Source organism: Melissospora conviva, assembly GCF_049523535.1.
Taxonomy (GTDB): domain Bacteria; phylum Actinomycetota; class Actinomycetes; order Mycobacteriales; family Micromonosporaceae; genus Melissospora; species Melissospora conviva.
This window is the reverse complement of sequence record NZ_JBLLDT010000007.1, coordinates 190647-214101: the sequence shown is the minus strand read 5'-3', so window position 1 is coordinate 214101 and position 23455 is coordinate 190647. Positions and strand designations below refer to the sequence as shown.

The window sequence follows — 23455 nt, the reverse complement described above, 5'->3', positions numbered from 1 at the left end:
GAGACGGCGATGACGGAGACCGTGGCCGGCACCGGCCGGCACGGCAGCGCCCAGGTGGACGCGGTGATCGTCGGGTCCGGCCCCAACGGGCTCGCCGCCGCCCTGGTGCTCGCCTCGGCCGGGCTCACCGTCCAGGTGTACGAGGCAGCCGCCACCATCGGCGGCGGCACCCGTACCGAGGAGGTGACACTGCCCGGTTTCCGCCACGACGTCTGCTCGGCGGTGCACCCGATGGCGCTCGCCTCGCCGTTCTTCCGCGCCTTCGACCTGGCCGCGCACGGCGTCCGGCTGCGGCAGCCGGAGATCGCGTACGCCCACCCGCTCGACGGCGGCCGGGCGGCGCTGGCCTGGCGGGACCTGGACCGGACCGCCGCGGGCCTCGGCCGGGACGGCCCGGCCTGGCGGTCGCTGCTCGGACCACTGGTGCGGCGCTGGCAGGGGGTGGTCGGCACCGCCCTGTCCGACCTGCGTGCGGTGCCGCCGGACCCGGCCGCCGCGCTGCTGCTGGGTCTGCGCACCCTGGAGCAGGGCACCCCCGCCGCGGCGACGCGATTCCGCGACGAGGCGGCCGCTGCGCTCTTCGCCGGGGTCGCCGCGCACGCGATCGCCCCGCCGAGACGGCTCGCCCCCGCCGGCGCCGGGCTGCTGCTGGCCACCCTCGGCCACGCCGTCGGCTGGCCCGTCCCCGAAGGCGGCAGCGCCACGATCACCGACGCGATGGCGGCCCGGCTGCGCCGCCTCGGCGGCCAGGTCATCACCGGCACCCGCATCGACGACCTCGCCGACCTGCCGGCGGCGCGCGCGGTCCTGCTCGACGTCGCCCCCGCCGGACTGCTCACCATCGCCGGCGACCGGCTCCCCACCGGCTACGCCCGGCAACTGCGTTCCTTCCGGTACGGCGGCGCCGCCTGCAAGGTCGACTTCGCGCTCGCCGGCCCGGTGCCGTGGACGGTCCCCGAATGCGGCCTGGCCGGCACCCTGCACCTGGTCGGCTCGGCCACCGAGGCGCGGGCCGCCGAGACAGCGGTGGCCGCCGGCCGGCACGCCGAGCGCCCGTACGTGCTGGCCGTGCAGCCCGGCGTGGTCGATCCCGGTCGCGCCCCGGCCGGCCGGCACACGCTCTCGACGTACGCGCACGTGCCGAACGGGTCCGTGCGGGACGTCAGTGACCAGGTGGCCGCCCAGGTGGAGCGCTTCGCCCCCGGTTTCCGGGACCTGATCCTGGCCCGGCACGTGGTGACCGCGGCGCAGGCGTCCGAGCAGAACGCCAACTACGTCGGCGGTGACATCTCCGGCGGGGCGGTGAACCCGTGGCAGTTGGCGATGCGGCCGGTGCCGCGCTGGGATCCGTACCGCACCCCGCTGCCCGGGGTGTACCTCTGCTCCTCCTCCACCCCGCCCGGGCCGGGAGTGCACGGCATGGCCGGGCTGCACGCCGCACACCGCGCGCTGCGGCACCGCTTCGGCGTCCAAACCGACCCGCTGGAACTGCTCCGCGCCGCCACCACCACACCTTGAACCGCAGCCGTCACACCTTGAGCCACCGCCGCGATTCTTGAGCCGCCGCCGTCACACCTTGAGCCGCCGCTTTTTGATCGTTAGTCGAAAACCGGTGCCCCGAGCCCCCTGGAACACTTGTTTTCGACTAACGATCAAGAAAAGAGCGGTACGCACTCAAGGGGCCGGCATGCGAACGGCACGTCGGATCGGGTCACGGCTGCCAGGCGTACGTCATGTCGGGCTCGTTCTCTTCGTTGCGGCTGCCGTCGTCCTCGTCGACCGGGCGGAAGCCGTGCCGTTGGTAGAACGACCGGGCGGCGGTGTTGCGGGTGAAGACGCGCAGGCTCAACCGGCCCGGGGCGGCCTGGCGCACCTGTGCCAGCAGCGCCGTGCCGATGCCCTGCCGGCGTACGTCGGGCCGCAGGTAGAGGTGTTCCAGCACGTCGCCGTCGAGCGCGGCGAAGCCCAGGATCTCGCCGGCCGGGCTCTCGGCGACCCAGGTCGCGCAGCCGGGCAGCACCACGTGGACGATCCAGGCGCGGGTCTGCGCGTCGTCGTAGAGGCGCGGCAGGTAGGGCATCGCCGCTGCCCGGGACGCCAGGAACACCTCGGTGATGGCGTCGGCGTCGCTGAGGTCTGCTCTCCGGATCATCTGCTCCCGTTTCCCTGCCGAGCCGGCGCCGCGTCCCGCATCGAGGGCGACGCCCCGCCTCTGCCCTGTCACCGCAGGCACGCTACCGGCCAGGGCCCGCGCTGCGCGCTCCCATTTGCCGGGGCGGCTGTCGGCCACGCCGACGCCCGCAGCCGGTAATCAGCAGCCGGCAGCCGGTAGGATGAAAGTATGACCGTCAAGATCAGCATAAGCGTGCCCGACGACGTCGCGGCCTACCTGCGCAGCCAGGGCAATGCCTCCGCCGTCGTGGTCGACGCCGTACGGCGCGTCCTCCCCGAGGCCCGCCGGGCCCGCCAGCGGGAAGCAGCCCAGGCGTACGGCGAGTACCTGCGCCGACGCTCCGCCGAGCAGGCGGAGGACGACCGTACGCTGATCGAGGCGAGCAATGACGTAGCTCTGCGTGACTCCCAGTGGTGAGACGCGGACAGATCTGGACGTTGCTGCGTGGCAGCAGTCAGCACCGAATCCTCGTGATCAGCAACGACGAGTACAACAGCGTCGACGTACTCCCCATCTGGGCGCTGACCGTCGTACGCGACGTACCGCACCCGAACCACCTGGCGGTACGCCTCGATGAGGGCGACCCGCTGACCGGCGCGTACGTCCGAATCCACAGTGTCGTGCAGGTCGCGGACCGAAGGGCACTCCGCGACAACCACGGGTTCGTTTCACACGCCACCATGGAGGCGGTCGAGACGGCGCTGCGCGAATTCCTGGAACTGCCGTAGACCGGCGGAAGCCGATCGGCGCCAGAGCGGACCCTGACAAACCGTTCGGGGCGGCAGGTGAGGCGGCGCGCTGTCCTACTTCGGTGTGAGCTGGTCGCGGCGGCGGGTGAGGTAGGCGACCTCCGCCGTGTTTCCGGCCAGCTCAATGGCCCTTTCGTACGCCGTGCGGGCCTGCGCCGACCGGCCGAGCCGGCGCAGCAGGTCGGCGCGGGTGGCGTGGTAGGCGTGGTAGCCGGCCAGGTCCAGCCGGTCGACGAGCGCCAGCGCCACCTCGGGCCCGTCGAGCTCGGCCAGGGCGACGGCCCGGTTCAGCGCGACGATCGGCGACGGGTCGAGGGCGACGAGCTGGTCGTAGAGGGCGACGACCTGGGACCAGTCGGTGTCGCGTACGTCGCGGGCGGAGGTGTGCACCGCGTTGATGGCAGCCAGGAGCTGGTAGCGGCCGGGGCGGCCCTGACCTGCGGCGACGGCGGCGATCCGGGCCCGGACGAGCGCGTGCCCCTCGGCGATCAGCGCCGCGTCCCAGGCGCCGCGGTCCTGCTCGCCGAGCGTGACCAGCTCACCGGAGGCCGAGACCCGAGCCGTGCGGCGCGCTTCGGTCAGCAGCATCAACGCCAGCAGTCCGGCCACCTCACCGTCGGCGGGCAGCAGGGCATGGACCAGCCGGGTCAGCCGGATAGCCTCGCCGGTGAGGTCGCCGCGGACTGCCTCCTGCGCCGGGTCCGAGCTCAGATAGCCCTCGTTGAAGATCAGGAAGAGCACCGCCAGTACGCCGCCGACGCGGGCGGGGAGGTCCTCGGCAGCGGGAACCCGGTACGGGATCCCCGCCGCTTTGATCTTGCTTTTCGCCCGGGTGATCCGCTGTCCGACGGCGGTCTCCTTCGCCAGGAACGCGCAGGCGATCTCGGCGACCGTCAGTCCACCGACCATGCGCAGCGTCAGCGCGATCCGGGACTCCATCGCCAGGGCCGGATGGCAGCAGGTGAAGATCAGCCGGAGCCGGTCGTCGTCGATGACGCCGTGCGGCTGCGCCGAGGGATCGTCGTACAGCATCAGCGCCTGCCTCTGCTTGTCGTCGCGGCGGGATTCCCGGCGCAGCAGGTCGATGGCGCGCCGGTTGGCGGTGGTGGTGATCCAGGCGCCGGGGTTGGGGGGCACACCGTCGGCCCGCCAGCGCTCGACCGCGACCGCGAACGCCTCGGCCGTCATCTCCTCGGCGAGGTCAAGGTCGCCGAAGCGCCGGGCCAGCGCGGCGACCACCCGGGCCCACTCCGCGCGGTGGACCCGGATGATCGCCTCGTCGACCGCCGTCACTCGCTTGCGAAGGGACGCACCTCGACCTTGCCCCGGCAGGCCTTCGACCCGTCGGCGGCCAGCTTCAACGCCACATCCAGGTCGGGCGCGTCGATGATCCAGAAGCCGCCGATGTGCTCCTTCGACTCCAGGTACGGCCCGTCGGTGACCACCGGCTCGGCGCCCTGCCCGTCGACGACGGTCGCGGTGGTGGCCGGCGCCAGGCCGTTGGCGAAAACCCAGTAACCCTCGTCCTGCAGGCGCTGGTTGAAAGCGCCGGTGTCCGCGTACGCCTGCGTCATCTCCTCCTCGGAGGAGTAGCCGCCGAACTCGCCGCGCTCGGCCGGCCCGAACACCGACATCAGGTACTGCGCCATCACTGTCTCCTCGGCTACCGGCGGGCCCGTCCGGCCCGCCTCCCACTCCAGCTACGAACGCCTCCGCTCCGATCCGACACCCTCGGCCGGAGTTCCTCAAGGAAATCCACGGGTGCGACGGCGTTTCAGACGGCGCCGCGGCGTACGGCCTCAGCGGCCAGCCGGGAGCGGCGGCGGTCGTTGTTGCCGATCAGGCCGAACTTGTCGTAGAGGCGGGCGAGGTGCTTCTTCACCGCGCTCTCGGTGACGTGCAGCTCCGCGGCGATCGCCCGCACCGTGGGCGGCTCGGGAAAGGGCGTGCCTTCCGCAAAGTACGGCCGGCAGAGCGCCGCCAGGACCTCCTGCTCCCGGGGCGTCAGCACCGGCGGCACCGGCGGCAACTCCATCCCGACGGTACGGGTGCCGATCTCCCCGTCGGGGGCGTGGAAGACGAGCCGGGCGGGGCCGACCTCGATCCGGTCCCCGTCGCGCAGGGTCCGCGCCGAACGCAGCCGCACGCCGTTCACCCGGGTGCCGTTGGTGCTGCCCAGGTCACGGATGCACCAGCCGGCGGGGAAACGCTCCACCAGGGCGTGCAGCCGGGAGACCAGGTTGCTGTCGATGGTCACCTCGTTGCCGACGGCGCGGCCGATGGTCAGCGCGTCCGCGGTCAGCGGCGCGAGCCGCACCGACCCGGCGAGGTGGACCTCGAAGTAGCCGCGCATGGTCAACCGCACCACGGCTTGGTGGTCGCCGTCATCGACTCACCCGTACGCCGGTGCGTCAGGGTCGCCGTCACGACCGTGCAGCCGGCGCCCGGGGTGAACGGCACCGTCCAGAGCTCGTGCGGCTGGCCCTGGACGTGCTCGGCGACACCGTTGCCGCGTGCCCCGCCGGCCGGCCGGACCGCCAGCCGTACCCGCCACGTGCCGTCGTCGAGCATCGCGTTGTCCCGGTACTGCTTCCAGACCCAGACGTACCCCATCACCGCCCGGCAGGTCGGCGACCAGTACTGGCGTACGGAGAGCGCCCGCAGGCCACCGTCGTACCCGTACGCCGGCGGGGCGATCTGCACGGCGTCGTCGTAGCAGCGGCCGGGCGGGGCCGCGGTGACCTGGACGGGGACGGCGCCGGCGTTGGCCACGGTCACCGGGTGCTCTTCGGAAAGTGCGTAGAGCTCCTGCTCGCCGACTGCGACCTGCGCCGGCATCGACACCTCGGGGACCGCCGGTGGGGCCGCCGACCCGGCGACGGAGAGCAGCACCGCGCCCGCGACCAGGCAGCCGACAAGACGGGCTGCCAGGCCCGGTAGACGACGCCGAACCCGCCCCGCCCGACCTCGACCGCGCGGACGCATCCGGGTACACCCAGGTCGCGCCCGGGACCGGCCTCGGTGCCGGTGGCGCGCGTCGCCTGTGGATAGTGGGCCATCGCGGTCATTATGACCGCCCGCTGCGTCACCCCTGCGCGCCGTCACCGAAACGACATACGGCCCGGCGGACCCCCCGTGCGTCCGCCAGGCCGCATGATCACCTGAGATATTCAGTTGTGGGTCAGGAGGACCATCGGGCCCTATGCCATGCCGTCACCTCCGATGTGGTGCGACTACGCAGCACCAGACAACCCGTTTCGGCGCGCGGCCGGTAGGTGACGACAGGGGGACACTTCTCTCCCCTCGGCCTCCGACGTCGGCAAAGGGCCCAATCACCACCGGACTCGCTACTTGAGGCCGTCCCAGTCGGTACTTCGGGGCGTACCGTGCCGCGATCGGTCGTGGGAGGCTGACGGCGCGTCGGGCGCAGGGGCGTCGCGACCCCCACGACAAACGCGGAGTCAGCAGTGACCAACATCGTCGGACCCCGGGCCGTCTTCGGTGTGATCGTGCCGAGCACCAACACCGTCGTCGAACACGACTACTGGGGTGCTCGCGTGCCCGGTGTCGCCTACCGGGCCGGGTCGATGTACATCCCGAACCCGGTGATGAACGACGACGCCGGCTTCGAGGCGCTCCTCGGGCAGATCCGGGCATCGATCGACACCGCGGTCCGCGACGCCCTGACCGCCGAACCGGACCGCATGGTGATGGGGATGTCCGCGGAGACGTTCTGGGGCGGCGTCGAGGGCAACGCCGCCTTCGAGCGGCGACTTCGCGACCGTACGGGGCTGCCGGTCACCACCGGAGCGAGCTCGTGCCGGGCGGCGCTGCAGGAGCTGGAGTGCCGACGGATCGCGGTCTTCTCGCCGTACCAGCCGGTCGCCGACCGGGAAGTGGGGCGCTTCTTCACCGAAGCCGGTTTCGACGTCGTGGCGATCACCGGCCTGCGCTGCCCGACCGCCACCGACATCGCCCGCGTCGGCGAGGAGCGGCTGCATGAACTCGTCGCCGAACTCGACGGCCCCGAGGTCGACGCGATCGTCCAGGTCGGCACGAACCTCTCCTTCGTCGCCCAGGCCGACCGGCTCGAGCAGGAACTGGGCAAGCCGGTGGTCGCCATCAACGCCGCCACCCTCTGGCACGCGCTGCGCGAACACGGCATCGCCGACCAGGTCCCCGGCGCGGGCCGCCTGCTCCGCGACCACTGACCCTGCCGGTCGACGGCCGAGGGCTGTCGGACCGCGGCGCGGTGGCATCTGGCGCCACCAATGCCGACCGGGTCGAGCTGCGCCACGAGGAATACGGCCGATACCGGGAACACCGAACGCGGCACGAATTTCCACCCGGGGAACATTGCCGACAGGCAATGAATTTCTTTGAAGATCATTACCGACTAAAGATCATCGACCGGATGATTCGGACTTGATGGGCACGACGGCGCTTTTGCCTCCCCGGCGGTCGCAGGCCGTGGCGCAGCTCCGGAGACGGCACGAAGTGCCACCCTCCCCACAACCTTCCCACCTGCGAAAACTATCGTCCGAGCCATCGCAGTTGATCACTGCCCGTTAGTCCACTGTGGAGTTGACCAAGCATCGGCCACCATGATTCACTGCTCTCGGCGCGCGCCAACCCGGGTTGCATGAATCATTCAGTAGCATTTGCTTTCGCCAATTAAAAGCATTCTTTCTTCGACTCAAATGAGGTGACGTGCGCAATGCAGATCAAGCGTAATATCTGGCGGGCAATGGCGGTTTCCGCCACGGTGGCCGGCCTCGGCATGGGAATGGCCGTGCCGGCCAACGCCTTCAGCAGCTCGAGCAGCATCAACGTTTCCGGTGTCACCTACACCGCCAACGCCTGGTCCTGCAACGTCTACGTGAGCAGCTGCGACTGGGACGCCGAAGCCACCACCTCGGCCACCAAGAAGTTCACCCACCGCGGTGACGTCAAGGCCAATGGCATCAGCGTCTCGGTGACCATCTCGGCCAAGCCGTCGGTGACCATCACCGGCAACTCGACCTCACTGGCGACCGCGTCGCGGACGGTCACCGCCAAGCGCAACTACATGTCCGGCACCGCCAAGCCGAGCATCTTCTCCGTCTCGGTCGCCTCGCGGTCGCGCCTGACCTCGGGCAGCGTCACCGCCAACAGCGGATGGACGACTTGGTAATCAGCCCCACGGGTCGTGGCACGAGACGTCCGCTCTGGCGGCGTCTCGTGCCTCTCGGCACCCTGCTCCTTCTGCTCGGCTCGTGCACCCCCGCCGCGCCGGAACCCGCGGCACGGCCGACGGGTCTCGCCGCAGACCTCGACAACCTCCGGTCCCCGGACAATCTCCTGTTCCCGCCCGAGCTGTGGAGCGCACTCACCCCCTCGGCGCTCAGCGAGGTGCTGCACAACCTGGCACGCCAGGCGACCGGAGATCCCACCTCCTGGTCCAAGACGGCCAAGGGGCTCCACCCGGCGCTGACCGAGGAGACGAACGAGGTGGCGGCAGCCGCCCTGCTCGTGGAGGCAGGACTCGAATCCCCGGTCGACGCCCGCACCGTGACCGGCTGGCTCTCCGCAGCCGACCGCGGGGTCCCGGGCCGCGACGCACTGGAACGGCTGTGGCAGGCGACGACGGTCGCCACGCAGACCGGCAACCCCGTACGGCTCGGGGAGACGGCCCGCGCCGACCTGCTGAAGCTGCACGACGACCCCTCGCCGTGGGTGCAGATGCAGGTCGTTGAGGTGCTGACCCGCGCCGGCCACGAAACGCCGGCTCCCTCGGCGGCCGGCACGTGGCTGGCCTCCCTCGAAGAGGGCACCGACATCGCTCTCCTCGCCCGCGAGCTCTACGGCTGGGTGGCCCTGCACCCCGGTGTGCCCGGCATGAGTACCGACCCCGGGTACTGGCGGCCGTTGCTCGACCGGGCAGCCTTCGACGACTACACCTACTCGTACGCGGTGCGGGCCTTCGCGCGCGCCGGCAACCCCGCCCTGACCCGTCTCTTCGCTGACCAGTTCGACGAGGAACGTCTCGTCGCCGGCGGCATCCTGGAGGCGCCGGTCTTCGCCGGTTCGCTGGGCTCGACGTTCCGGATGATCCGCTACCTGCGGATCGCCCCCGAGGGCCCCGGCCTGATCGACCCGCAGTGGTCGAGCAAGGTCCTCGCCGCAACCGGGCCACTGACCGGGCGCGACATCAGCCACCGCCTCGCCGGCGCGGCGATCGGGCATCTGCTCGGAACGCAGTCCACCCCGCAGCAACGGGCAGCGGTGGTGGCCGAGTTCCTGAAAGAGGCAGAGGCGGACGCGCCCACGCTGACGACCCCGGAAGCCGTGATGGCCTGGATCTCGGCCGCCGAACACGCCGACGTGCTCGACGTGCCGCTGCGTTCCCCGGAGATCACCCCCGCCGCCCTGACCGCGCTCTTCGCACCACAGGACGACAACCGGTACGCCGCGGCCCGGCTGCTGCTCGCCCTCCAGGGCACCGGCAGTACGGACAACCATCTGCTCGACCGGCTGGCCGCGCACATGGCAAGGACCCTCGGCGACCGGCCGCTCGACCAGATGAACAGCCTCCTGTTGTTCGCCGGCAGCCTGGGCCTGGCGCGGGCCAGCCTGGATCTGCCCGTCGGCGAGGCGGAGCTACTCGCCGAGATCGACGGCCGGCGCGGTGACTGTCTCGGCGGATTCCACGCCTTCGTACGCGAGTGGGGCGCTGCCGGCAGCGTCTGCAACGTCGAAGCGACCCGCTACGCAACCCAACTGAAAGAGGAGTTGTCATGAGCGCTGCCTGGGCCTCGCTGAGAGGGCGGCCGTCGCCGGGCCGCCGCGGGCTCGGCGTCCTGCTCGCCTTGGCGACGACGGTCGCCGCGGTCGCCTGCTCCAGCACGGAAACCCCACCTGCCGGGGCCAGGACGGTCGACGACCGGACCGTCAACGACCGCCTCTTCGAGTGTCTCTCCGCCGAGGGATTCCCGGTGACCCGAGGCGCGGACGGCGGCGTCAACTTCGTCGACCCGGAGGACAACCAGTTCTCGGAGTACCAGTCGGCCCTGGCGGACTGCCGTCGGCAACTGGTGGCCGACGGCCTGCTCCCGGCCGACGACGAGAATGCGTTGCGCACCGAGTACGAGCGGATCGTCGCGCTTTCCGACTGCCTCGCCGCCAACGGCCTGCCGACGGCCGAGCTCCCGTCCGAGGCGGTCTACCTCGAAAAGCACGAGGAGCTGAACCTGTTCGCGCTCAACACCGAGCAGGAGTGGCAGCAGGCCCTGGAGAAGTGCCCCGAGCAGATGCTTCCCTTCGAAAGCGGAGCGCCCCGGTGAAAAGGGACTGGCGGCCGGCGGTGCGCCGTACGGGGCTGGTGCTCGCGGTGGTCATCGCGGTCGCCGTGACCTTCCAGGCAGGCCGCTGGTCGGTCGGATCGGCGACCCGGGCCACCGGAATCGCCGGCGACGCCACGGCCACGGCGATGACGTGGACGGTCGAGAACAGGTCGGTCGGCCGGTCGCTGTCGTTCACTGGAAAGATCACGCCGACCACGGCAGATGGCCCCACAGCCCGCGCGAGCGGCGTGATCACCAGCGTCCTCGTGGGCCGTTCCACCTCCGTCAAGGCCGGCACCCCGCTGTACACGGTCGACCTCCGGCCGGTGCACGCCGGCAGGGGCAAGGTGCCCGCCTTCCGTGCCCTGAGCCTCGGCGACGAGGGCGCCGACGTACGCCAGCTACGTGGATTCCTCTGCGCACAGGGCTCACCGTCGGTCTGCGGGGACTCGCCGCTGTTCGACGCGAATCTGCAATCGGCTCTGATGCAGTGGCAGCGCGGGGCCGGGCTGTCCGCCGACGGCACCCTGCAGGCCGGCGACATCCTCTGGTTCCCCACCCTGCCGGTCCGCGTGCGCCCCACCGAGGCGCTCGAGACGGGCAGGAACGCGACGCCCGGAGACCGCCCCTACCGGGTCGACAAGGGCGTGCCCGAGCTCGAGCTGCGGGTGGCCCGGGACCAGGCGGCACTGATACCGGTCGGCGCCGCCGTACTGGTCGGCGACGACCAGCAGGCGGTGGTCGCCGGGCTCGGCCAGGTCCCGGCAGCCGCCGGCGACGGCGCGCCCGGCGGGGAGATGCTGGTACGCCTGGCTCGTCCCGCCAGTCCGGAAAAGCAGTTCTGCGCCGTGGACACCTACTGCCTGCGAGCGCTCGGCAAGGAGGCCTCGGTCAGCGTGCCGATCAAGGTCCAGACGGTGCCGGAACAGAGCGGCCCGGCGGTGCCGATGGCCGCGATCGAGACCGACGCCGCCGGCCAGACCAGCGTCCGGCTCGTCGACGGGACCCGCCAGGAGGTGTCGGTTGTTGGTTCCGCAGGAGGAATCGCGGTGGTGACGGGCCTTGCAGTGGGCGCCACGGTCGCCGTACCGGGACCGCAGGCCCAAAAATGATCATTGCCGCTGAGGGAGTTACCTTCGGCTACCGCCGCAGCGCTCCGATCGTCGAGAACCTGAGCGCAGGCGTTCGCGCGGGCGAGATGGTCGCCCTCACCGGCCCTTCCGGCCGGGGCAAGAGCACACTGCTCTACCTCCTCGCTGGCCTGCTGACTCCCTGGTCGGGAGAGGTACGGCTGAACGACCGGCCGTTGGCCGCGATGCCCGACTTCCTGCGTTCGCGCCTGCGGGCGCGGTCGTTCGGGTTCGTCTTCCAGGACGCCGCCCTGGACGCCCGCCGCACGGTGCTGGATGCGGTTCTCGAACCGACGCTCTATGCCGGTCTCAGCCCTGCGGCGTACACGGAGCGGGCCATGGATCTCCTCGAACGGATGGGGGTCAGCCTGCGTCCCTCGGCCCGGCCCGGCGAGATATCCGGCGGACAGGCCCAGCGGGTAGCGCTCTGCCGCGCCCTGCTGCTCGAACCGGCGGTCATCTGCGCCGACGAACCGACCGGAAACCTGGACACGGCGTCGGCGCAGGTCGTGCTGGCGACGATGGCGGACGCGGCGGCGGCCGGCAGTGCGGTGCTGATCGCCACCCACGACGACCGGGTCATCGAGCGCTGCACGAGAACGGTGCGGCTGTGAGCTCCGTCGTCCACATCCTGCGGGAATCATGGGCCACCGCCCGCGCCCTGCGCGGTTTCTCGCTGACGGTCGCCGCGATCGGCTTCGCCGTGATCGCCGGTCTGACCGTCACGGTGGGGCAGGGTGTGGCCCAGCGGGACGCGGTCGCCGCGACCTTCACCCAGCCTCACCTGCGAACGTTGACGCTGGTGGACGAGGAGGGCAGCCGGGTCCTGCCCTGGTCCATGCTCGCCGACGTACGAAGTCTCTCCACGGTGGACGAGGTGTGGATGACCGGGCCCGCTGTCGACGTCCGCAACCGGGCGCTCGCGGATGGTCCCGCGGTCGCGGCTCGGGCGGTCGCCGACTCCTGGGAGGGACTGCCACTGACACTGCGGCAGGGCCGGTGGCCGAGCGACCCCGACGAGGCGGTCATCGATTCGGCAAGCGCAACGGCGCTCGGCTTCCGCGACGGGATCGGCGCGGTCCAGGACGCGAACGGACACGAATGGGCGGTCGTCGGCGTCTACGACCCGGACCACCAGCGGGCGCCGACCGGCGCGCTCTTCGAGGCGGACGTCGATCGGGACGAGCCCCGCAACCTGTACGTCACCGTCACCCACGTGCAATCCATGGAGCAGACCACCGCAATGCTCCTGGCCCTGTCGGAGAGCAGCCGGCCCGGCCAGATCCGGGTGGAGCAGGCAACCGATCTGGCGCAGTTGAGGGCCGGAATCACCGGTACCGTTTCCGAGCGGAGCGCGACGATCGTGGCGGGAGTGATGACGGCCGGCGCCCTGGTGCTGGGGCTCGTCTCCGTCCTGATGGTGAACTCACGGCGCCAGGAGTTCGGGCGCCGGCGGGCGCTCGGGGCGAGCCGTCTGACGGTGGTGGCGCTGGTGCTCCTGCCCGGCTGGATGGTGATGTTCGCCGGCAGTGTCTGCGGCGCCGTCTGCGCTTCCGGGTACCTGTGGTTCGCCCAGTCGGTGGTGGTGCCGCCGGACTTCGTGGTCTGGACGGTGGTCGCGGCCGGCCTCGGCGGGGCGATCGCCCAGTTGCCGTCGGCGGCGGCAGCCGGCCTGCGTGATCCGGTACGGGTACTCCGGATGCCATGAGCTGCCGGTTGCGAATGGAAGGACCGCAGTCCGTGTAGTCAGAGTCAACCTTGACTTGAACCGAGCTTCACGTTGCAGGCTTCTGCACATGACAATGCTCGACGAGGCGTACGAACGGCTGCGACACACCGGCCCCGAGCGGGACGGCTGGCTCTCCAACCACGCCCCCATGGCGGCCGAGGCGCTGGTCCACCACGGCCAGGCGCAGTCCGTCCACCGCTGGCTCGACTCCTATGCAGACCGGCTGGAGGAGCGCCCACGAGGAATCCAAGCCATCGCCCGGGACGAGTGGCGTGATCCGCTCGGCGACCCGGTGCGTACGGGCGACTGGCTGACCTACTTCGACCGCGAACTCGCCGACGACCACTGGCGGGACGTGCTCGCCCGATGGTGGCCGCGCCTGCTGCCCGGCATCGCCGCGGGCGCCACGCACGGCGTGATCCGCGTCGGCCACGCGGTACGCGCCCTGCTCGGCGCCGAAACCGGGCCGCGTGTCACCGAGCTGGGCCAGGGGCTGGCGTACTGGGCGGCCCGGTGGCAACCACTCGCGTCGCCTGGCGTCGGGCCCTACCCGGTGACCGACGCGCGGTCCGCGCTCGATGCGGTGCCCCGCGTCCCGGACCAGCGGTACGGCATCCGGGCCCGCCTCGCCCAACTGGCCGACCTGCCGACCTGGCCGACTGCGGCCGGCGCCGTGCCCGGTCACCACACGGAAGATGTGCCGACCCGGCTCGCCGCCATCGTGGACGCTGCCGTCATCCGCCACGGCACACACGGATACGCCAAGCCCGTCATGCTCGTGCACGCCGCCACCGCGCCGACCGCGGTACTGCGCACCCTGCCGGCCCTGCCGGCTGCGCTCTGGGCCCCGAGCCTCGCCGCCGCCTGGGCTGCGACGGCCGCGGTCACCGCCGCATACAGTCCGGCCGAGGCGCGGCCCGCCCCTTCCACCCGTACGTCGTTGCGTTCCGAAGAGGTCATGCAACGAGCTGTGGAGACCGGGGACGCACACGCGATCAAATTCGCCGACGCTGCGATCGACGCGTACGCCCGTACCGGGAATTCGGTGCTGCTCGCCGCCGCCGAAGATGCGACCGCACGGATCGCCGCTGACTGACAATCGGCCCCGTATGGTCCTCCGCAGGCGCACCGGCGAGTCGGGTTCTTTACTCCGGCCGAGACGAAGACGGACATGACGGTCACGGCTGCGCGCAGGGCGGCGGCCGGTGGGGTTGCGGGTAGCCGGCCGAAGCGTATCTTGCTCGCATGCAACTGGGTCGGACGCTGGAGCAGCAGATTGCGGTGTTCGGAGGGCGTGGCAGCGGTAAGACCGTCTTGCTCTCCTCGTTCTACGGAGCCACACAGGAACCGCAGTTCGGAAAGAAGAATCCTTTCTATGTGATGGCGGACGACTTCGGTCAGGGAAATCGGCTGCATCGCAACTATCTCGGCATGAAGGACTCCACCCCACGGTTGCCCCGCGCCACCAATTTCACCGCTACGTCCTACTCATTTTCGATCAAGCTGAAGGACGCCTCTGGCCCCAGGGCGAAGAAGGCGCGGCCCTTCGATGCCCTGCGCCTCGTCTGGCACGACTACCCGGGCGAGTGGTTCGAGCAGGACGTGAGCGGGCCCGAGGAGGCCCAGCGCCGGGTCGACACCTTCCGGTCCCTGCTCGGCTCTCATGTCGCACTGCTGCTGGTGGACGCACAACGTCTGCTGGACAACGAGGGCGAGGAGGAGCGGTACCTGAAGTCGTTGCTTGCCAACTTCCGCAACGGGCTGCTCTCCCTCAAAGACGACATCCTGACCGACGGCAAGCCTCTCGTCGAGGTCCCGCGGATCTGGATATTCGCCCTGTCGAAGTCCGATCTGCTGCCGCAGATGAATGTCTTCAATTTCCGGGATCTCCTCATCAGCAAGGCCGGAGAGGAGATAACCGAACTGCGTGAGGTAATCGCCGGGTTCGTCGAAGCCAGTGACGCTTTGTCAGTGGGCGAGGACTTTCTGCTGCTCTCCTCGGCGAAGTTCAGTCCGGGCAGGATCGAGGTGAGCGAGCGCGTCGGCCTGGAGTTGATCCTGCCGCTGGCCGCCATGCTGCCATTCGAACGACACGTACGGTGGGCCGAGGCGCTGCAAAAGGGCAGCAAGGTCGCCGAGAACCTGGTCGGTGGCGCCAAGGTTTTGAGCTATGTGCTGACTGGAGTGGTGGCCAAAAGCAAGCTCCCCGCACCGGTTGGCAAGGTCCTCACCTTCGTCATGCCCTGGCTCAGCGACGCAGCCGTGATGGCCGGCAGCAAACTCGCCGAGGCCAGGGCCGAGGCGCTGGTCCAGCAGGACCACCTGAGAGCGGCGCTGACAGGCTTCCGGATCGACCTGGAAAGCGCCGAGGAGAAGCACATTTTCATCAGGAGCCGGCGATGAGGCTGATCTGGGCCACCGGGGGAAAGCACTGGGGATTCCGGTTCCTCCGTGACGGCGGATACCGCGATCCGCTCTTGGCATACGAGGAAGCCTTTGCCCTGGTCGAGGATGAGCCGGAGGCCTGTCGCCGCCTCGGCGACAAAGTGGCGCTGCGCTTTTCCGATCCGCTACAACGAAAGGACGCAGCCGGCAGGATCATCCCCCACGAATTCGTCATCTTCGGGCCGCCGGCCGATGAGATCGACTCCGTCGAGGACGGCGTACGTCTGGTCTGGCCCCTGTTTGCCGACGAGTTCGCCCAGGTCTGGGATGCACCCAGGCCACCCTCCGCTGGTTAGGCCACACCTCGCGCCATGTCGTTTTCGTCCAAGACGGTGCCGTGGCCGCCATCTAGCGTGGATCCGGCAGCCCGGCCGAGCAGGAGGAGAGCGCAATGCGGGATCTGGTCTACACGGGCTTCATGTCGCTCGACGGTGTCGTTGACTCGCCCGGCGGCGGTCCGGGCGAGGAGCACCGCAGTGGCGGCTGGGTGTTCAAGGACCTCGAGTACGTACCGGAAGCCTGGTCGCTTAAGGGCGAGGAGCTCGCCGAGACGACGGCGCTGATGTTCGGCCGCCGCAGCTACGAGGCGTTCGCGCCGGTCTGGCCCGGATCCGCCGACCACGCCGACTACCAGGAACTGCCCAAGTACGTCGTTTCCTCCACGCTCACCGAGGACGCCCTCGTCGACGGGTGGGGGCCGACCACCATCCTGCGTTCCACTGACGACGTCGCCTCGCTAAAGGAGAGCGAAGGTGGCGCGATCTTCATCCACGGCAGCGCGAAGCTGGCCCGGCGGCTGTCGGACGCCGGCCTGATCGACCGGTACCACCTGCTCGTCTTCCCCGTGCTGCTCGGCGCCGGGAAGAGCCTCTTCGGCCGCGCCGACCGGGACAAGCACATGCTGACGCTGCGGGAGTCGGAGAGCTACCCGAACGGCATCCTGAAACTCGTCTACGACGTCCGGCGCTGATCCACATCGAGCGCGATCGCCCCGCCGACGCCCGCCCGCAACTGCCCGACGGTACGCCCGACGTAGGTGCGCAGCACCCGGGCGAGGTGCGGCTCATCGAAGTAGCCGAGCTTGACGACGACATCGCCTGCCGTGGCCCCGGCCGCCAGCAGCTCCGCCGCCGTACGGGCCCGCTCAATCTGCCGCACCGCGCCCCGCGTCAGCCCGGTCGCGGCGCGGAACCGGCGCTCGACTGTGCGCTCCGCCACGGTCGGGTGGCCACCCCGCAGCACCTCGGCAACGAGCGGGTCACGGACCACGATCCCGGCCCGGACCAGACGCTCGACCAGGGCCTCGGCATCGTCGCAGCCGGGCATCTCCCAGCGCGCCCCATCCAGCCTGAACGTCCGGCGGGTCGTGTCCGGAAGCTGGATGCCACCGTCGACCAGCGCCGGCGTGGACACTGCCCGCAACGAGGTGCCGACGGCGAAGTCGATACCCGTAAAGGTCGCCCCCTCCGGCACCGGCGCCGTCCCCGTCCGGGTCTCAGGACCGGTGATCCCCGCGTACGTCCGGCCCGCCTGCTCCCAGAACACCAGGCCCCAATGCGCCCCGGCGACCGACGTCATCGCGGTGACCTGCTCGCTCGTGCACGTCCACACGGTGCTGATCCACCCTGAGTCCGATCGACGTGTCTCGAACCGCAGGCCCACAGAGGAAGGATATGCCCCCTGCAGCCGGTCGGGGGAGCCTGACGAAAGCGACGCCTCCCCCGACCGGCCGCGTGCCACGCGCTTCGGCTTCGCCGTTTCCGTACACACAGGACTGCGGATAGTACGAGGTTGTGGGATCGTGCAGCCGTGAGTCAGCCCGGAAGGCGGGATGCCGGCCCGCGTTAAGGAAACCGTGATCACTCGTTGTTGCTGTTGCGGATGGAGTATCTAGTGACGATTTCAGCGGACCGGAACGTAATTATGCCCGTGGCGCAGCTGGGACGTAACGGCCCGGTTGTCTCGCGTCTGGCACTCGGCGCGATGACCTTCGGCGCCGAGACCACCGAAGCGGAGGCCTATCGACAGATGGACCTGTTTGTTGAACGCGGCGGCACGTTCATTGACACCGCCGACGTCTATTCGAACGGCCTCTCCGAGGAAATCATCGGGCGCTGGGGGAAACAGCGCGGCGGCATGGCCGACCTCGTCATTGCCACCAAGGGTCGCTTCGGGCCGCCCCCAGGTAGTCGTGGCGGCTCACGCCGGGCAATCGTCCGGGCAGTCAACGACAGCCTGCGTCGCCTGCAACTTGAAACCATCGACGTCTACTACATGCACGGCTGGGACCGGCACACCGATGTCGAGGAGACACTCTCGACGCTGGGCGATCTGATCCGACAGGGCAAGATTCACTACATCGCTTGGTCGAACGTTGCCGGCTGGCAGATCCAAAAGATCATCCTCACTGCCCGGATGCTCGGCGTCTCCGTGCCCATCGCGTTGCAGCCGCAGTACAACCTGCTCGACCGAGGCATCGAACTCGAGGTCATGCCTTGCTGTATCGATGCCGGCTTGGCGTTGATTCCCTGGTCCCCGCTCGGCGGCGGTTGGCTGACCGGGAAATACTCATCCGACTCCCGGCCCGAGGGAGCCACCCGCCTCGGCGACGACCCCGATCGTGGTGTGGAAGCCTATGCACGGCGCAACGCCGAGCACACCTACGAGGTCCTCGCTGTTGTCCGGGAGATCGCAGACCGGATCGGCCGGCCGATGGCGCATGTAGCGCTGGCCTGGCTCATGTCACGCCCTGGCGTCGCCTCTGTGCTTCTGGGTGCACGCAGCGCCGAGCAACTGGAAGCCAATCTCGGCGCAGCCGATCTCGAGTTGGAGGCGGATGACATCCAGGCCCTGACCCGGGTCTCGGCGGTCGCTTTTCCGGCCTACCCCTACCAATTCCTGGCGGAATGGTCGGAAATGCAAGTCTGGAATGAACTCGGGTGCGAATTCGCCTGACACATCCCATGCTCCTAGCCGCTTGAAGGAACTCCTGGGCAGGGGTCGTCCACCCCCGAGCGGAATGAGCCCGTCCCACCGGTCACGGCAGGACGGGCTCACCGGAGCGTGGTCAGCAGACTCCGACCCCGGAACGAGTCTTGCAGTCGCAACGCCGGATTCCGTTCACACACTCGCAGTACAGGTAGCGGGGCCGCCCGGACCTGCAGTCGCAGTAGGCGCCCCACCCGGCCTGGCACGCCGCAGCGGCGGCCGTGGTCTTCGGCACGACCAGGCTGAGCATCCGGTCACCCAGAGATTCGATCAGTCGCAGCACGCGAATCCTCCTAACTGGAGTTCATCCCGCCAGATGGTGGGACAGCGATGATCGTACATGTATATGGACGTCAATGACCTGACGAGACGACCTTGCGTTTGACCACGCCGAGCACGTCCGAGAGCGTGAAGTAACCGACCTGTCGCGAGTCGTGACTTGCCGCCCGGTTGTCGCCGATCAGCACCAGCAGCCCGGTGGGCACGGTCTCCGGCGCGCGGCCGCCCGGCACCGTCCCACCTGCTGCTGCCGCGACGAGCGAGTCGATCTGCGACACGTCCGGACCGGGCAACCCCGGTGGCACCGGATCGCCCGGCAGTGCGGCGATCCTCTTGATCAGCCAGGCTTCGTCCGGCACCGGCCGGTGTCTGCCGGTCCGCTGCCCCGGCACCCAGTGCCGGTCCGGCCATCCGGCGACCACGACCTGCCCGGTACGCAACGCCGAGGCGCGTACCCGCCGCACCAGCACCCGGTCACCGGGGCGGTACGTCGGCAACATGCTCTCTCCGTCGACGGTGACCAGCACGTACCGCACGCGCAGCCACCACAGCGCCGCGCCCACCGCGGCGGCGAGCGCGGCGGCCACGACGACCGGCGTGCTCACCGCACCTCTTCCGGTACCGGATCGAGCTGATAGCCGTCCGCCTGACGACGGAACAGCCCCGCGTACGCGCCGTCGGCCGCCATCAGCTGGGTGTGTGTCCCCTGCTCGACGACCCGCCCGGCGGCGAGCACCACGATCCGGTCGGCGTCGCGGATCGATCCGAGCCGGTGTGAGACGAGGACGCTGGTGCGGCCGGCCCGGTGGGCACGCAGCGCGTTGTGGACCTCGTGCTCGGCGTCGGGGTCGAGGCCGGCACTGGGCTCGTCGAGGATCATCAGGTCGTGTTCCTCCCGCAGGTAGGCGCGGGCCAGGGCGATCCGCTGCCACTGCCCGCCGGAGAGACGCACCCCGGTCTGCGGGTCACCCTGGTCCGACTCACCGAAGAAGATCCGGGTGAGCAGGGTGTCGTAGCCGTACGGCAGTGACTCGATCACCGGATGCACGCCGGCCTGCCGTGCCGCCCGGATCAGCCGGTCCCGGTCCTGCGCCACCGGCAGGTTGCCCACGCCGATGTTCTCCGCCGCGCTCAGGTCGTAGGCCATGTAGTCCTGGAAGACGGCACCGATCCGGCGGCGCAGCTCTGTCACGTCGAGGTCGCGCAGGTCGACGCCGTCCCAGAGGATCGCCCCCCGGTCCGGGTCGTAGAAGCGGCAGAGCAGCTTGACGATGGTGCTCTTGCCGGCGCCGTTGAGCCCGACCAGTCCGACCGCCTCACCCGCCGGCAGGTGAAGGTCGACACCGCGCAGCACCCAGGGCAGCTCGTCGCTGTAGCGGAACCAGACGTCGCGCAGTTCGATGCCCCGGCGCAGTGGCCCCACCGGTGCCGGCGCGACGGCGTGCGGCAGATCCACCTCAGCGGTGCTGATCACCGCGAAGTGGTCGAAGAGCAGCAGTTGCTCGTGTCCGTCGGCGACGGCCCGCACCAGCGCGTTCAGCCCGGACTGCACGCCAGCCAGCGCGGCGATCACCATCGAGACGTCGCCGACGGACAGCTCGCCCGCGTACGCCGCCCGGACCGCCCAGAGCAGCCCGGCCCCGCCGACCACCGCCGCCAACACCGCCAGAACGCCCTGGATGAGGAGTTCCCGCCGGTCGACCCGGCGCAGCGCCTGGTTCGCCCGGCGCCGCTCCCGCAGCATCCGCCCGCGCAGAAAACCCTCCAGGCCGAAGAGCCGGATCTCCTTCGCCGCCTGCACGTCCTGGAGCAGACTCCGATAGAAGATCTCCGTACGTTCCCAGGGGCCGAGCTGCCACTGCACCCGGGCCCGGCGGCGGGCGAGCGCCAGCTCCGCCAGGAACACGGGTACGGCGGCAAGCAGGACCAGTCCGGTGAGGGCCGGACTGAGCAGGGCGAGCGATCCGACGAAGCCGCCGACCAGCAGCACCCCCCGTACCAGGTCGAAGCCCGCCTCCACCAGTTGCACCGGCCGGGCCGCGGCGTCCTGGGCAAGTCCCAGCCGGTCCAGGTAGACCGGATCCTCCAACCGGGCCAGCCCGACCTGGCGGCCCACCGAGCGGTAGAGCTCGTCGTCGGCGACGAGGGCGATGTTCCGCGCGATCTCGGCGGTCAGGTAGGCGCCGAACTGCGGCAGCAGGGCGGTGCCGAGCCCCGCGACGGCCAGGCCGGCGCCGGCGGCGAGAACGGTGCCCAGCTCCGCGCCGCTGCCGATCGCGTCCAGGACCACCTTGAGCAGCCACGCGGTGACGATCGGCAGCACCCCGCTCGCCACCGTGACCAGGCCATAGGCGATCGTGACCAGGGGCGCTCCGCGACGCACGAGGCGCAGGCCCATGGCGGCAGCGGTCAACAGCGGCCATCGGCGGTCACCGGCCGTACGGGGTGATCCGCCTGGCGTTTTCTCCGTCGATTCGCCCGGCGGGCCATGCCGGGCGGAGCCGCCGTCGTCTGCTGGACTCATCCGGCCACGGGCACGAAGAGTTCGTCCATCATGGAACCGCTGGCGACGACGACTCCGGATTCGTCGACCAGACCGAACGCCGGGAAGCCCTGCACCCCGAAGGCGACGCCGAGCGGCCCCCCGTCGGACTCGACGACGACCCGGGCCACCGGCGTCAGCGCGGCCACGTACTCCGCCGCGGCGGCCGGCTCGCTCGCCACCACCGCGATGACGCGGTCCCGGCCGCCGGGGTGCTCGGCCGCGTACCGGATAAAGTGCGGCATCCGCTCCCTGCAGGGTTCGCAGCCCGGGGAGAAGAACCCGACGAGCGTACGCCCGGTCAGCCCGTCCCGGGTGACGGCCGCGCCGTCCTCGGCGACGGCCTGGAACGGCTGGACGCTCTCCCCGGCCCCGAGCATGATCTGGCTGCTGTGCCCGGCCTCGAGGACGGCGAGCCGCGCCGTGTGTTCCCGTAGCCGTTTGATCAGCCCGAAGGCGAGGATCAGATTCAGCAGGGCGATCATGCCGACGACAACGACGGCAGCGGCGAGGTACGCCATGAGGGGCTCCTTGTGCTTCTCGGGGTGGTGAGCTATCTCGGGGGCACGGTCGCGTCGTCGTGTCGGTGGGCCTGCTCAGGCCCGCCGCGCCGTCCGGCGCGGATCCCGGGTCCGGGCCGGGCAGGCGGGGCGACGAAAAGTTCGACGATGTCGTCGAAGCGCACGAAGAGGAGTCCGAGCACCACACCGGCCACCCCGGCCACGGCGACTCCCGCCGGGGCCACGCCACCGCCGGCGCCCCCGACAGCCACTCCCACCAGCGCGGCAGTGATCAGCAGACCGTTGCGGAGCAGATGCCGCCGGCCGAGTGGCGCACCCGCCGCACCGAAGCAGCGGCAGGCCACCCGCGTTCGTCGGCGCAGCGTCACGGCGATCCCGCCACTGAAGGCGACCAGGAGCAGCACCGCGAGCAGGTGGCCGAGCCGGCCGGTCGGCGGCAACAGCAGCAGAACCACAACGGCGGCTTCCGCCAGGCCGACCGCGTAGGCGGCGGCGGGGACGAGCCGCGCCGGCACCACCCGCATCGCGGCGAGGGAGGCGACGAACTCACGCCAGGACGCGCGGCTGCCGACCTTGCCGATGCAGGCGGCGAGGAAGACCACTCCGATCAGGCAACGCAGCGAGATGTCCAGGTGCTCAAGCACCGCTGAAGGCTATCAATATTGACCATCATCGCAAGGAGAAGATCGCCGGCATCCTCAACCGCGGGCATGCGACGGCGATGAGCGCGAGCGGCCGGCCGGCCGGCCGAGGGGCAACGCGTCTTACCGCTGCCCGGCGACGCAGAACCGGTTGCCCTCGGGATCCGCGAGCACGACGTACGGCTGTTCCGCCGGGTGCCGTTCGCCCGGCTTCGGGTAGTACGGCCAGTCGACTCGCCACCTTCCGTCCGGCATCGCCATGTCGTTTTCGTCCAAGACGGTGCCGTCGCAGCGATCCAGCGTGGGGCCGGCAGCCCGGCCGAGCAGAAGGAGAGAGCGCAATGCGGCAGCGCAGGTTCGACCGGGCCAGGACGGTCTCCGACTTCAACGGCTGGCCCGCGGGCGTGCGGAGATCAGAGAGCCCGCGCCAGGCGTACGATCGCCGCCGCCACCCGGCCTGGTTCCACCAGCATGTGTAGATGGTCGCCGGCCATCGTCTCGACCGCCCAGCCGCGACCACGGGCGTCCTCCCGCTCCTCGGCATAGGTGTCACCGAACGCCACATAGGCCGCAGGCAAACGATCCCAGCCACCGGCCACCTTCACCCGCGCGGTCAGATAGTCGAACGGCACCCGCTGCTGCTGAGCCTCCACCGCCGCCCGGGCCTGCGCGTCCGGAAACAACACCGCGACATCCGCCGCCGGCCACCAGCGCGTCCACACCGGCAGCAGCCCCTCACCGTCCGTCTGCGCGCGCAACAGCTCCCGCAGCCCCTCCGGCGCCGCCGCCTGCTCACCCTCGGGCGGCGGCAGCACCGCGTCCACGAACACCGCCCCGCGCACCGACGGCGCACCCGCAGGCGATTGCGACTCGAAAGCGGCTCAGGACCTGTACCTGACCCCTCGCACACTTCCGCTGCGCTGCGGCCCCGTGGAA

General features: G+C 70.5%; 27 protein-coding genes. 15 read left to right on the top strand and 12 right to left on the bottom strand.

The features are described 5' to 3' along the window. Nucleotides 1–9: 9 nt before the first annotated feature. Nucleotides 10–1518, top strand: coding sequence for a phytoene desaturase family protein (locus tag ACK8GG_RS17230; protein ID WP_440356784.1), 1509 nt, complete (start codon nt 10–12; stop codon nt 1516–1518). Between the two features lie 193 nt (nt 1519–1711). On the opposite strand, the gene ACK8GG_RS17225 is transcribed toward ACK8GG_RS17230, so the two are convergent. Further along, nucleotides 1712–2224, bottom strand: a complete 513-nt coding sequence (locus ACK8GG_RS17225; protein ID WP_440356783.1) for a GNAT family N-acetyltransferase — start codon at nt 2222–2224, stop codon at nt 1712–1714. 117 nt (nt 2225–2341) lie between these two features. Here ACK8GG_RS17225 and ACK8GG_RS17220 point away from each other — a divergent pair, with 117 nt between their 5' ends. Both ACK8GG_RS17220 and ACK8GG_RS17215 read left to right on the top strand, forming a co-directional pair. Beyond that, complete coding sequence (locus ACK8GG_RS17220; RefSeq protein WP_440356782.1) at nt 2342–2590, top strand: hypothetical protein; 249 nt, start codon at nt 2342–2344, stop codon at nt 2588–2590. Beyond that, nucleotides 2587–2901 (top strand): type II toxin-antitoxin system PemK/MazF family toxin, encoded by a 315-nt coding sequence (locus tag ACK8GG_RS17215; RefSeq protein WP_440356781.1) that lies wholly within the window; start codon nt 2587–2589, stop codon nt 2899–2901. The genes ACK8GG_RS17220 and ACK8GG_RS17215 overlap by 4 nt, the downstream gene beginning before the upstream one ends. A 75-nt stretch (nt 2902–2976) precedes the next feature. On the opposite strand, the gene ACK8GG_RS17210 is transcribed toward ACK8GG_RS17215, so the two are convergent. From ACK8GG_RS17210 to ACK8GG_RS17195, 4 genes are all read right to left on the bottom strand, one after another. After that, on the bottom strand, nt 2977–4215 hold the full coding sequence (locus ACK8GG_RS17210) for an RNA polymerase sigma factor (RefSeq protein WP_440354684.1): 1239 nt from the start codon (nt 4213–4215) through the stop codon (nt 2977–2979). Further along, the gene (locus ACK8GG_RS17205) at nt 4212–4571 is read right to left on the bottom strand and encodes a YciI family protein (RefSeq protein WP_440354683.1); all 360 of its coding nucleotides are present in this window, start codon (nt 4569–4571) and stop codon (nt 4212–4214) included. Before ACK8GG_RS17205 ends, ACK8GG_RS17210 begins: the two co-directional genes overlap by 4 nt. 125 nt (nt 4572–4696) lie before the next feature. Then, on the bottom strand, nt 4697–5287 hold the full coding sequence (locus ACK8GG_RS17200) for an FHA domain-containing protein (protein WP_440354682.1): 591 nt from the start codon (nt 5285–5287) through the stop codon (nt 4697–4699). Beyond that, nucleotides 5278–5814, bottom strand: a complete 537-nt coding sequence (locus ACK8GG_RS17195) for a hypothetical protein (protein ID WP_440356780.1) — start codon at nt 5812–5814, stop codon at nt 5278–5280. Before ACK8GG_RS17195 ends, ACK8GG_RS17200 begins: the two co-directional genes overlap by 10 nt. Nucleotides 5815–6389: 575 nt before the next feature. Between ACK8GG_RS17195 and ACK8GG_RS17190 the strand changes: the two genes are divergently transcribed. The 11 genes from ACK8GG_RS17190 (at nt 6390) to ACK8GG_RS17140 (ending at nt 16518) form a co-directional block, all read left to right on the top strand. Then, nucleotides 6390–7133, top strand: a complete 744-nt coding sequence (locus ACK8GG_RS17190) for a maleate cis-trans isomerase family protein (RefSeq protein WP_440354680.1) — start codon at nt 6390–6392, stop codon at nt 7131–7133. A 506-nt stretch (nt 7134–7639) separates the two neighbouring features. Continuing rightward, nucleotides 7640–8095: a hypothetical protein gene (locus ACK8GG_RS17185; RefSeq protein WP_440354679.1), complete on the top strand. Its 456-nt coding sequence runs from the start codon at nt 7640–7642 to the stop codon at nt 8093–8095. 47 nt (nt 8096–8142) lie between these two features. Further along, the gene (locus ACK8GG_RS17180; RefSeq protein WP_440356779.1) at nt 8143–9702 is read left to right on the top strand and encodes a hypothetical protein; all 1560 of its coding nucleotides are present in this window, start codon (nt 8143–8145) and stop codon (nt 9700–9702) included. Continuing rightward, on the top strand, nt 9699–10244 hold the full coding sequence (locus ACK8GG_RS17175) for a hypothetical protein (protein ID WP_440356778.1): 546 nt from the start codon (nt 9699–9701) through the stop codon (nt 10242–10244). Before ACK8GG_RS17180 ends, ACK8GG_RS17175 begins: the two co-directional genes overlap by 4 nt. Then, nucleotides 10241–11356, top strand: coding sequence for a peptidoglycan-binding domain-containing protein (locus ACK8GG_RS17170; RefSeq protein ID WP_440354676.1), 1116 nt, complete (start codon nt 10241–10243; stop codon nt 11354–11356). Before ACK8GG_RS17175 ends, ACK8GG_RS17170 begins: the two co-directional genes overlap by 4 nt. Then, a complete protein-coding gene (locus ACK8GG_RS17165; protein ID WP_440354675.1) occupies nt 11353–11988 on the top strand; it encodes an ABC transporter ATP-binding protein in 636 nt (211 codons plus the stop codon). The genes ACK8GG_RS17170 and ACK8GG_RS17165 overlap by 4 nt, the downstream gene beginning before the upstream one ends. Beyond that, nucleotides 11985–13082 (top strand): ABC transporter permease, encoded by a 1098-nt coding sequence (locus ACK8GG_RS17160; RefSeq protein ID WP_440354674.1) that lies wholly within the window; start codon nt 11985–11987, stop codon nt 13080–13082. The genes ACK8GG_RS17165 and ACK8GG_RS17160 overlap by 4 nt, the downstream gene beginning before the upstream one ends. Before the next feature lie 88 nt (nt 13083–13170). Then, entirely contained in the window at nt 13171–14199 is a 1029-nt protein-coding gene (locus ACK8GG_RS17155; protein ID WP_440356777.1) for a questin oxidase family protein, read from the top strand. Between the two features lie 149 nt (nt 14200–14348). Continuing rightward, entirely contained in the window at nt 14349–15506 is a 1158-nt protein-coding gene (locus ACK8GG_RS17150; protein ID WP_440356776.1) for a hypothetical protein, read from the top strand. Further along, nucleotides 15503–15844, top strand: a complete 342-nt coding sequence (locus ACK8GG_RS17145) for a hypothetical protein (protein ID WP_440356775.1) — start codon at nt 15503–15505, stop codon at nt 15842–15844. Before ACK8GG_RS17150 ends, ACK8GG_RS17145 begins: the two co-directional genes overlap by 4 nt. A gap of 95 nt (nt 15845–15939) precedes the next feature. Then, nucleotides 15940–16518 carry a dihydrofolate reductase family protein gene (locus ACK8GG_RS17140; protein ID WP_440356774.1) on the top strand — a complete coding sequence of 193 codons (579 nt, stop codon included), beginning with the start codon at nt 15940–15942 and terminating at the stop codon, nt 16516–16518. Here the strand turns inward: ACK8GG_RS17140 and ACK8GG_RS17135 are convergent. Beyond that, nucleotides 16500–17210 carry a helix-turn-helix domain-containing protein gene (locus ACK8GG_RS17135; protein ID WP_440354671.1) on the bottom strand — a complete coding sequence of 237 codons (711 nt, stop codon included), beginning with the start codon at nt 17208–17210 and terminating at the stop codon, nt 16500–16502. The two genes, ACK8GG_RS17140 and ACK8GG_RS17135, sit on opposite strands and share 19 nt — an antisense overlap. Before the next feature lie 231 nt (nt 17211–17441). Here ACK8GG_RS17135 and ACK8GG_RS17130 point away from each other — a divergent pair, with 231 nt between their 5' ends. Further along, on the top strand, nt 17442–18503 hold the full coding sequence (locus ACK8GG_RS17130) for an aldo/keto reductase (RefSeq protein ID WP_440356773.1): 1062 nt from the start codon (nt 17442–17444) through the stop codon (nt 18501–18503). A gap of 386 nt (nt 18504–18889) precedes the next feature. On the opposite strand, the gene lepB is transcribed toward ACK8GG_RS17130, so the two are convergent. From lepB to ACK8GG_RS17100, 6 genes are all read right to left on the bottom strand, one after another. Next, nucleotides 18890–19420, bottom strand: coding sequence for a signal peptidase I (gene lepB / locus ACK8GG_RS17125; protein ID WP_440356772.1), 531 nt, complete (start codon nt 19418–19420; stop codon nt 18890–18892). Further along, nucleotides 19417–21213 carry an ABC transporter ATP-binding protein gene (locus ACK8GG_RS17120; RefSeq protein WP_440356771.1) on the bottom strand — a complete coding sequence of 599 codons (1797 nt, stop codon included), beginning with the start codon at nt 21211–21213 and terminating at the stop codon, nt 19417–19419. The genes lepB and ACK8GG_RS17120 overlap by 4 nt, the downstream gene beginning before the upstream one ends. A gap of 122 nt (nt 21214–21335) precedes the next feature. Continuing rightward, nucleotides 21336–21878, bottom strand: a complete 543-nt coding sequence (locus tag ACK8GG_RS17115) for a TlpA family protein disulfide reductase (protein WP_440351166.1) — start codon at nt 21876–21878, stop codon at nt 21336–21338. Between the two features lie 32 nt (nt 21879–21910). Continuing rightward, nucleotides 21911–22522, bottom strand: coding sequence for a MauE/DoxX family redox-associated membrane protein (locus tag ACK8GG_RS17110; RefSeq protein ID WP_440351167.1), 612 nt, complete (start codon nt 22520–22522; stop codon nt 21911–21913). Nucleotides 22523–22642: 120 nt separating this feature from the next. After that, nucleotides 22643–22780: a hypothetical protein gene (locus ACK8GG_RS17105; protein WP_440351168.1), complete on the bottom strand. Its 138-nt coding sequence runs from the start codon at nt 22778–22780 to the stop codon at nt 22643–22645. Between the two features lie 152 nt (nt 22781–22932). Beyond that, nucleotides 22933–23343 carry a hypothetical protein gene (locus ACK8GG_RS17100; protein WP_440356770.1) on the bottom strand — a complete coding sequence of 137 codons (411 nt, stop codon included), beginning with the start codon at nt 23341–23343 and terminating at the stop codon, nt 22933–22935. Between the last annotated feature and the right edge of the window lie 112 nt (nt 23344–23455).

Coding starts and splice junctions, on each gene's coding strand:
- ACK8GG_RS17230 (WP_440356784.1), top strand. CDS start 10: ATGACGGAGACCGTGGCCGGCACCGGCCGGCACGGCAGCGCCCAGGTG.
- ACK8GG_RS17220 (WP_440356782.1), top strand. CDS start 2,342: ATGACCGTCAAGATCAGCATAAGCGTGCCCGACGACGTCGCGGCCTAC.
- ACK8GG_RS17205 (WP_440354683.1), bottom strand. CDS start 4,571: ATGGCGCAGTACCTGATGTCGGTGTTCGGGCCGGCCGAGCGCGGCGAG.
- ACK8GG_RS17185 (WP_440354679.1), top strand. CDS start 7,640: ATGCAGATCAAGCGTAATATCTGGCGGGCAATGGCGGTTTCCGCCACG.
- ACK8GG_RS17175 (WP_440356778.1), top strand. CDS start 9,699: ATGAGCGCTGCCTGGGCCTCGCTGAGAGGGCGGCCGTCGCCGGGCCGC.
- ACK8GG_RS17165 (WP_440354675.1), top strand. CDS start 11,353: ATGATCATTGCCGCTGAGGGAGTTACCTTCGGCTACCGCCGCAGCGCT.
- ACK8GG_RS17155 (WP_440356777.1), top strand. CDS start 13,171: ATGACAATGCTCGACGAGGCGTACGAACGGCTGCGACACACCGGCCCC.
- ACK8GG_RS17150 (WP_440356776.1), top strand. CDS start 14,349: ATGCAACTGGGTCGGACGCTGGAGCAGCAGATTGCGGTGTTCGGAGGG.
- ACK8GG_RS17145 (WP_440356775.1), top strand. CDS start 15,503: ATGAGGCTGATCTGGGCCACCGGGGGAAAGCACTGGGGATTCCGGTTC.
- ACK8GG_RS17140 (WP_440356774.1), top strand. CDS start 15,940: ATGCGGGATCTGGTCTACACGGGCTTCATGTCGCTCGACGGTGTCGTT.
- ACK8GG_RS17120 (WP_440356771.1), bottom strand. CDS start 21,213: ATGGGCCTGCGCCTCGTGCGTCGCGGAGCGCCCCTGGTCACGATCGCC.
- ACK8GG_RS17115 (WP_440351166.1), bottom strand. CDS start 21,878: ATGGCGTACCTCGCCGCTGCCGTCGTTGTCGTCGGCATGATCGCCCTG.
- ACK8GG_RS17105 (WP_440351168.1), bottom strand. CDS start 22,780: ATGGCGATGCCGGACGGAAGGTGGCGAGTCGACTGGCCGTACTACCCG.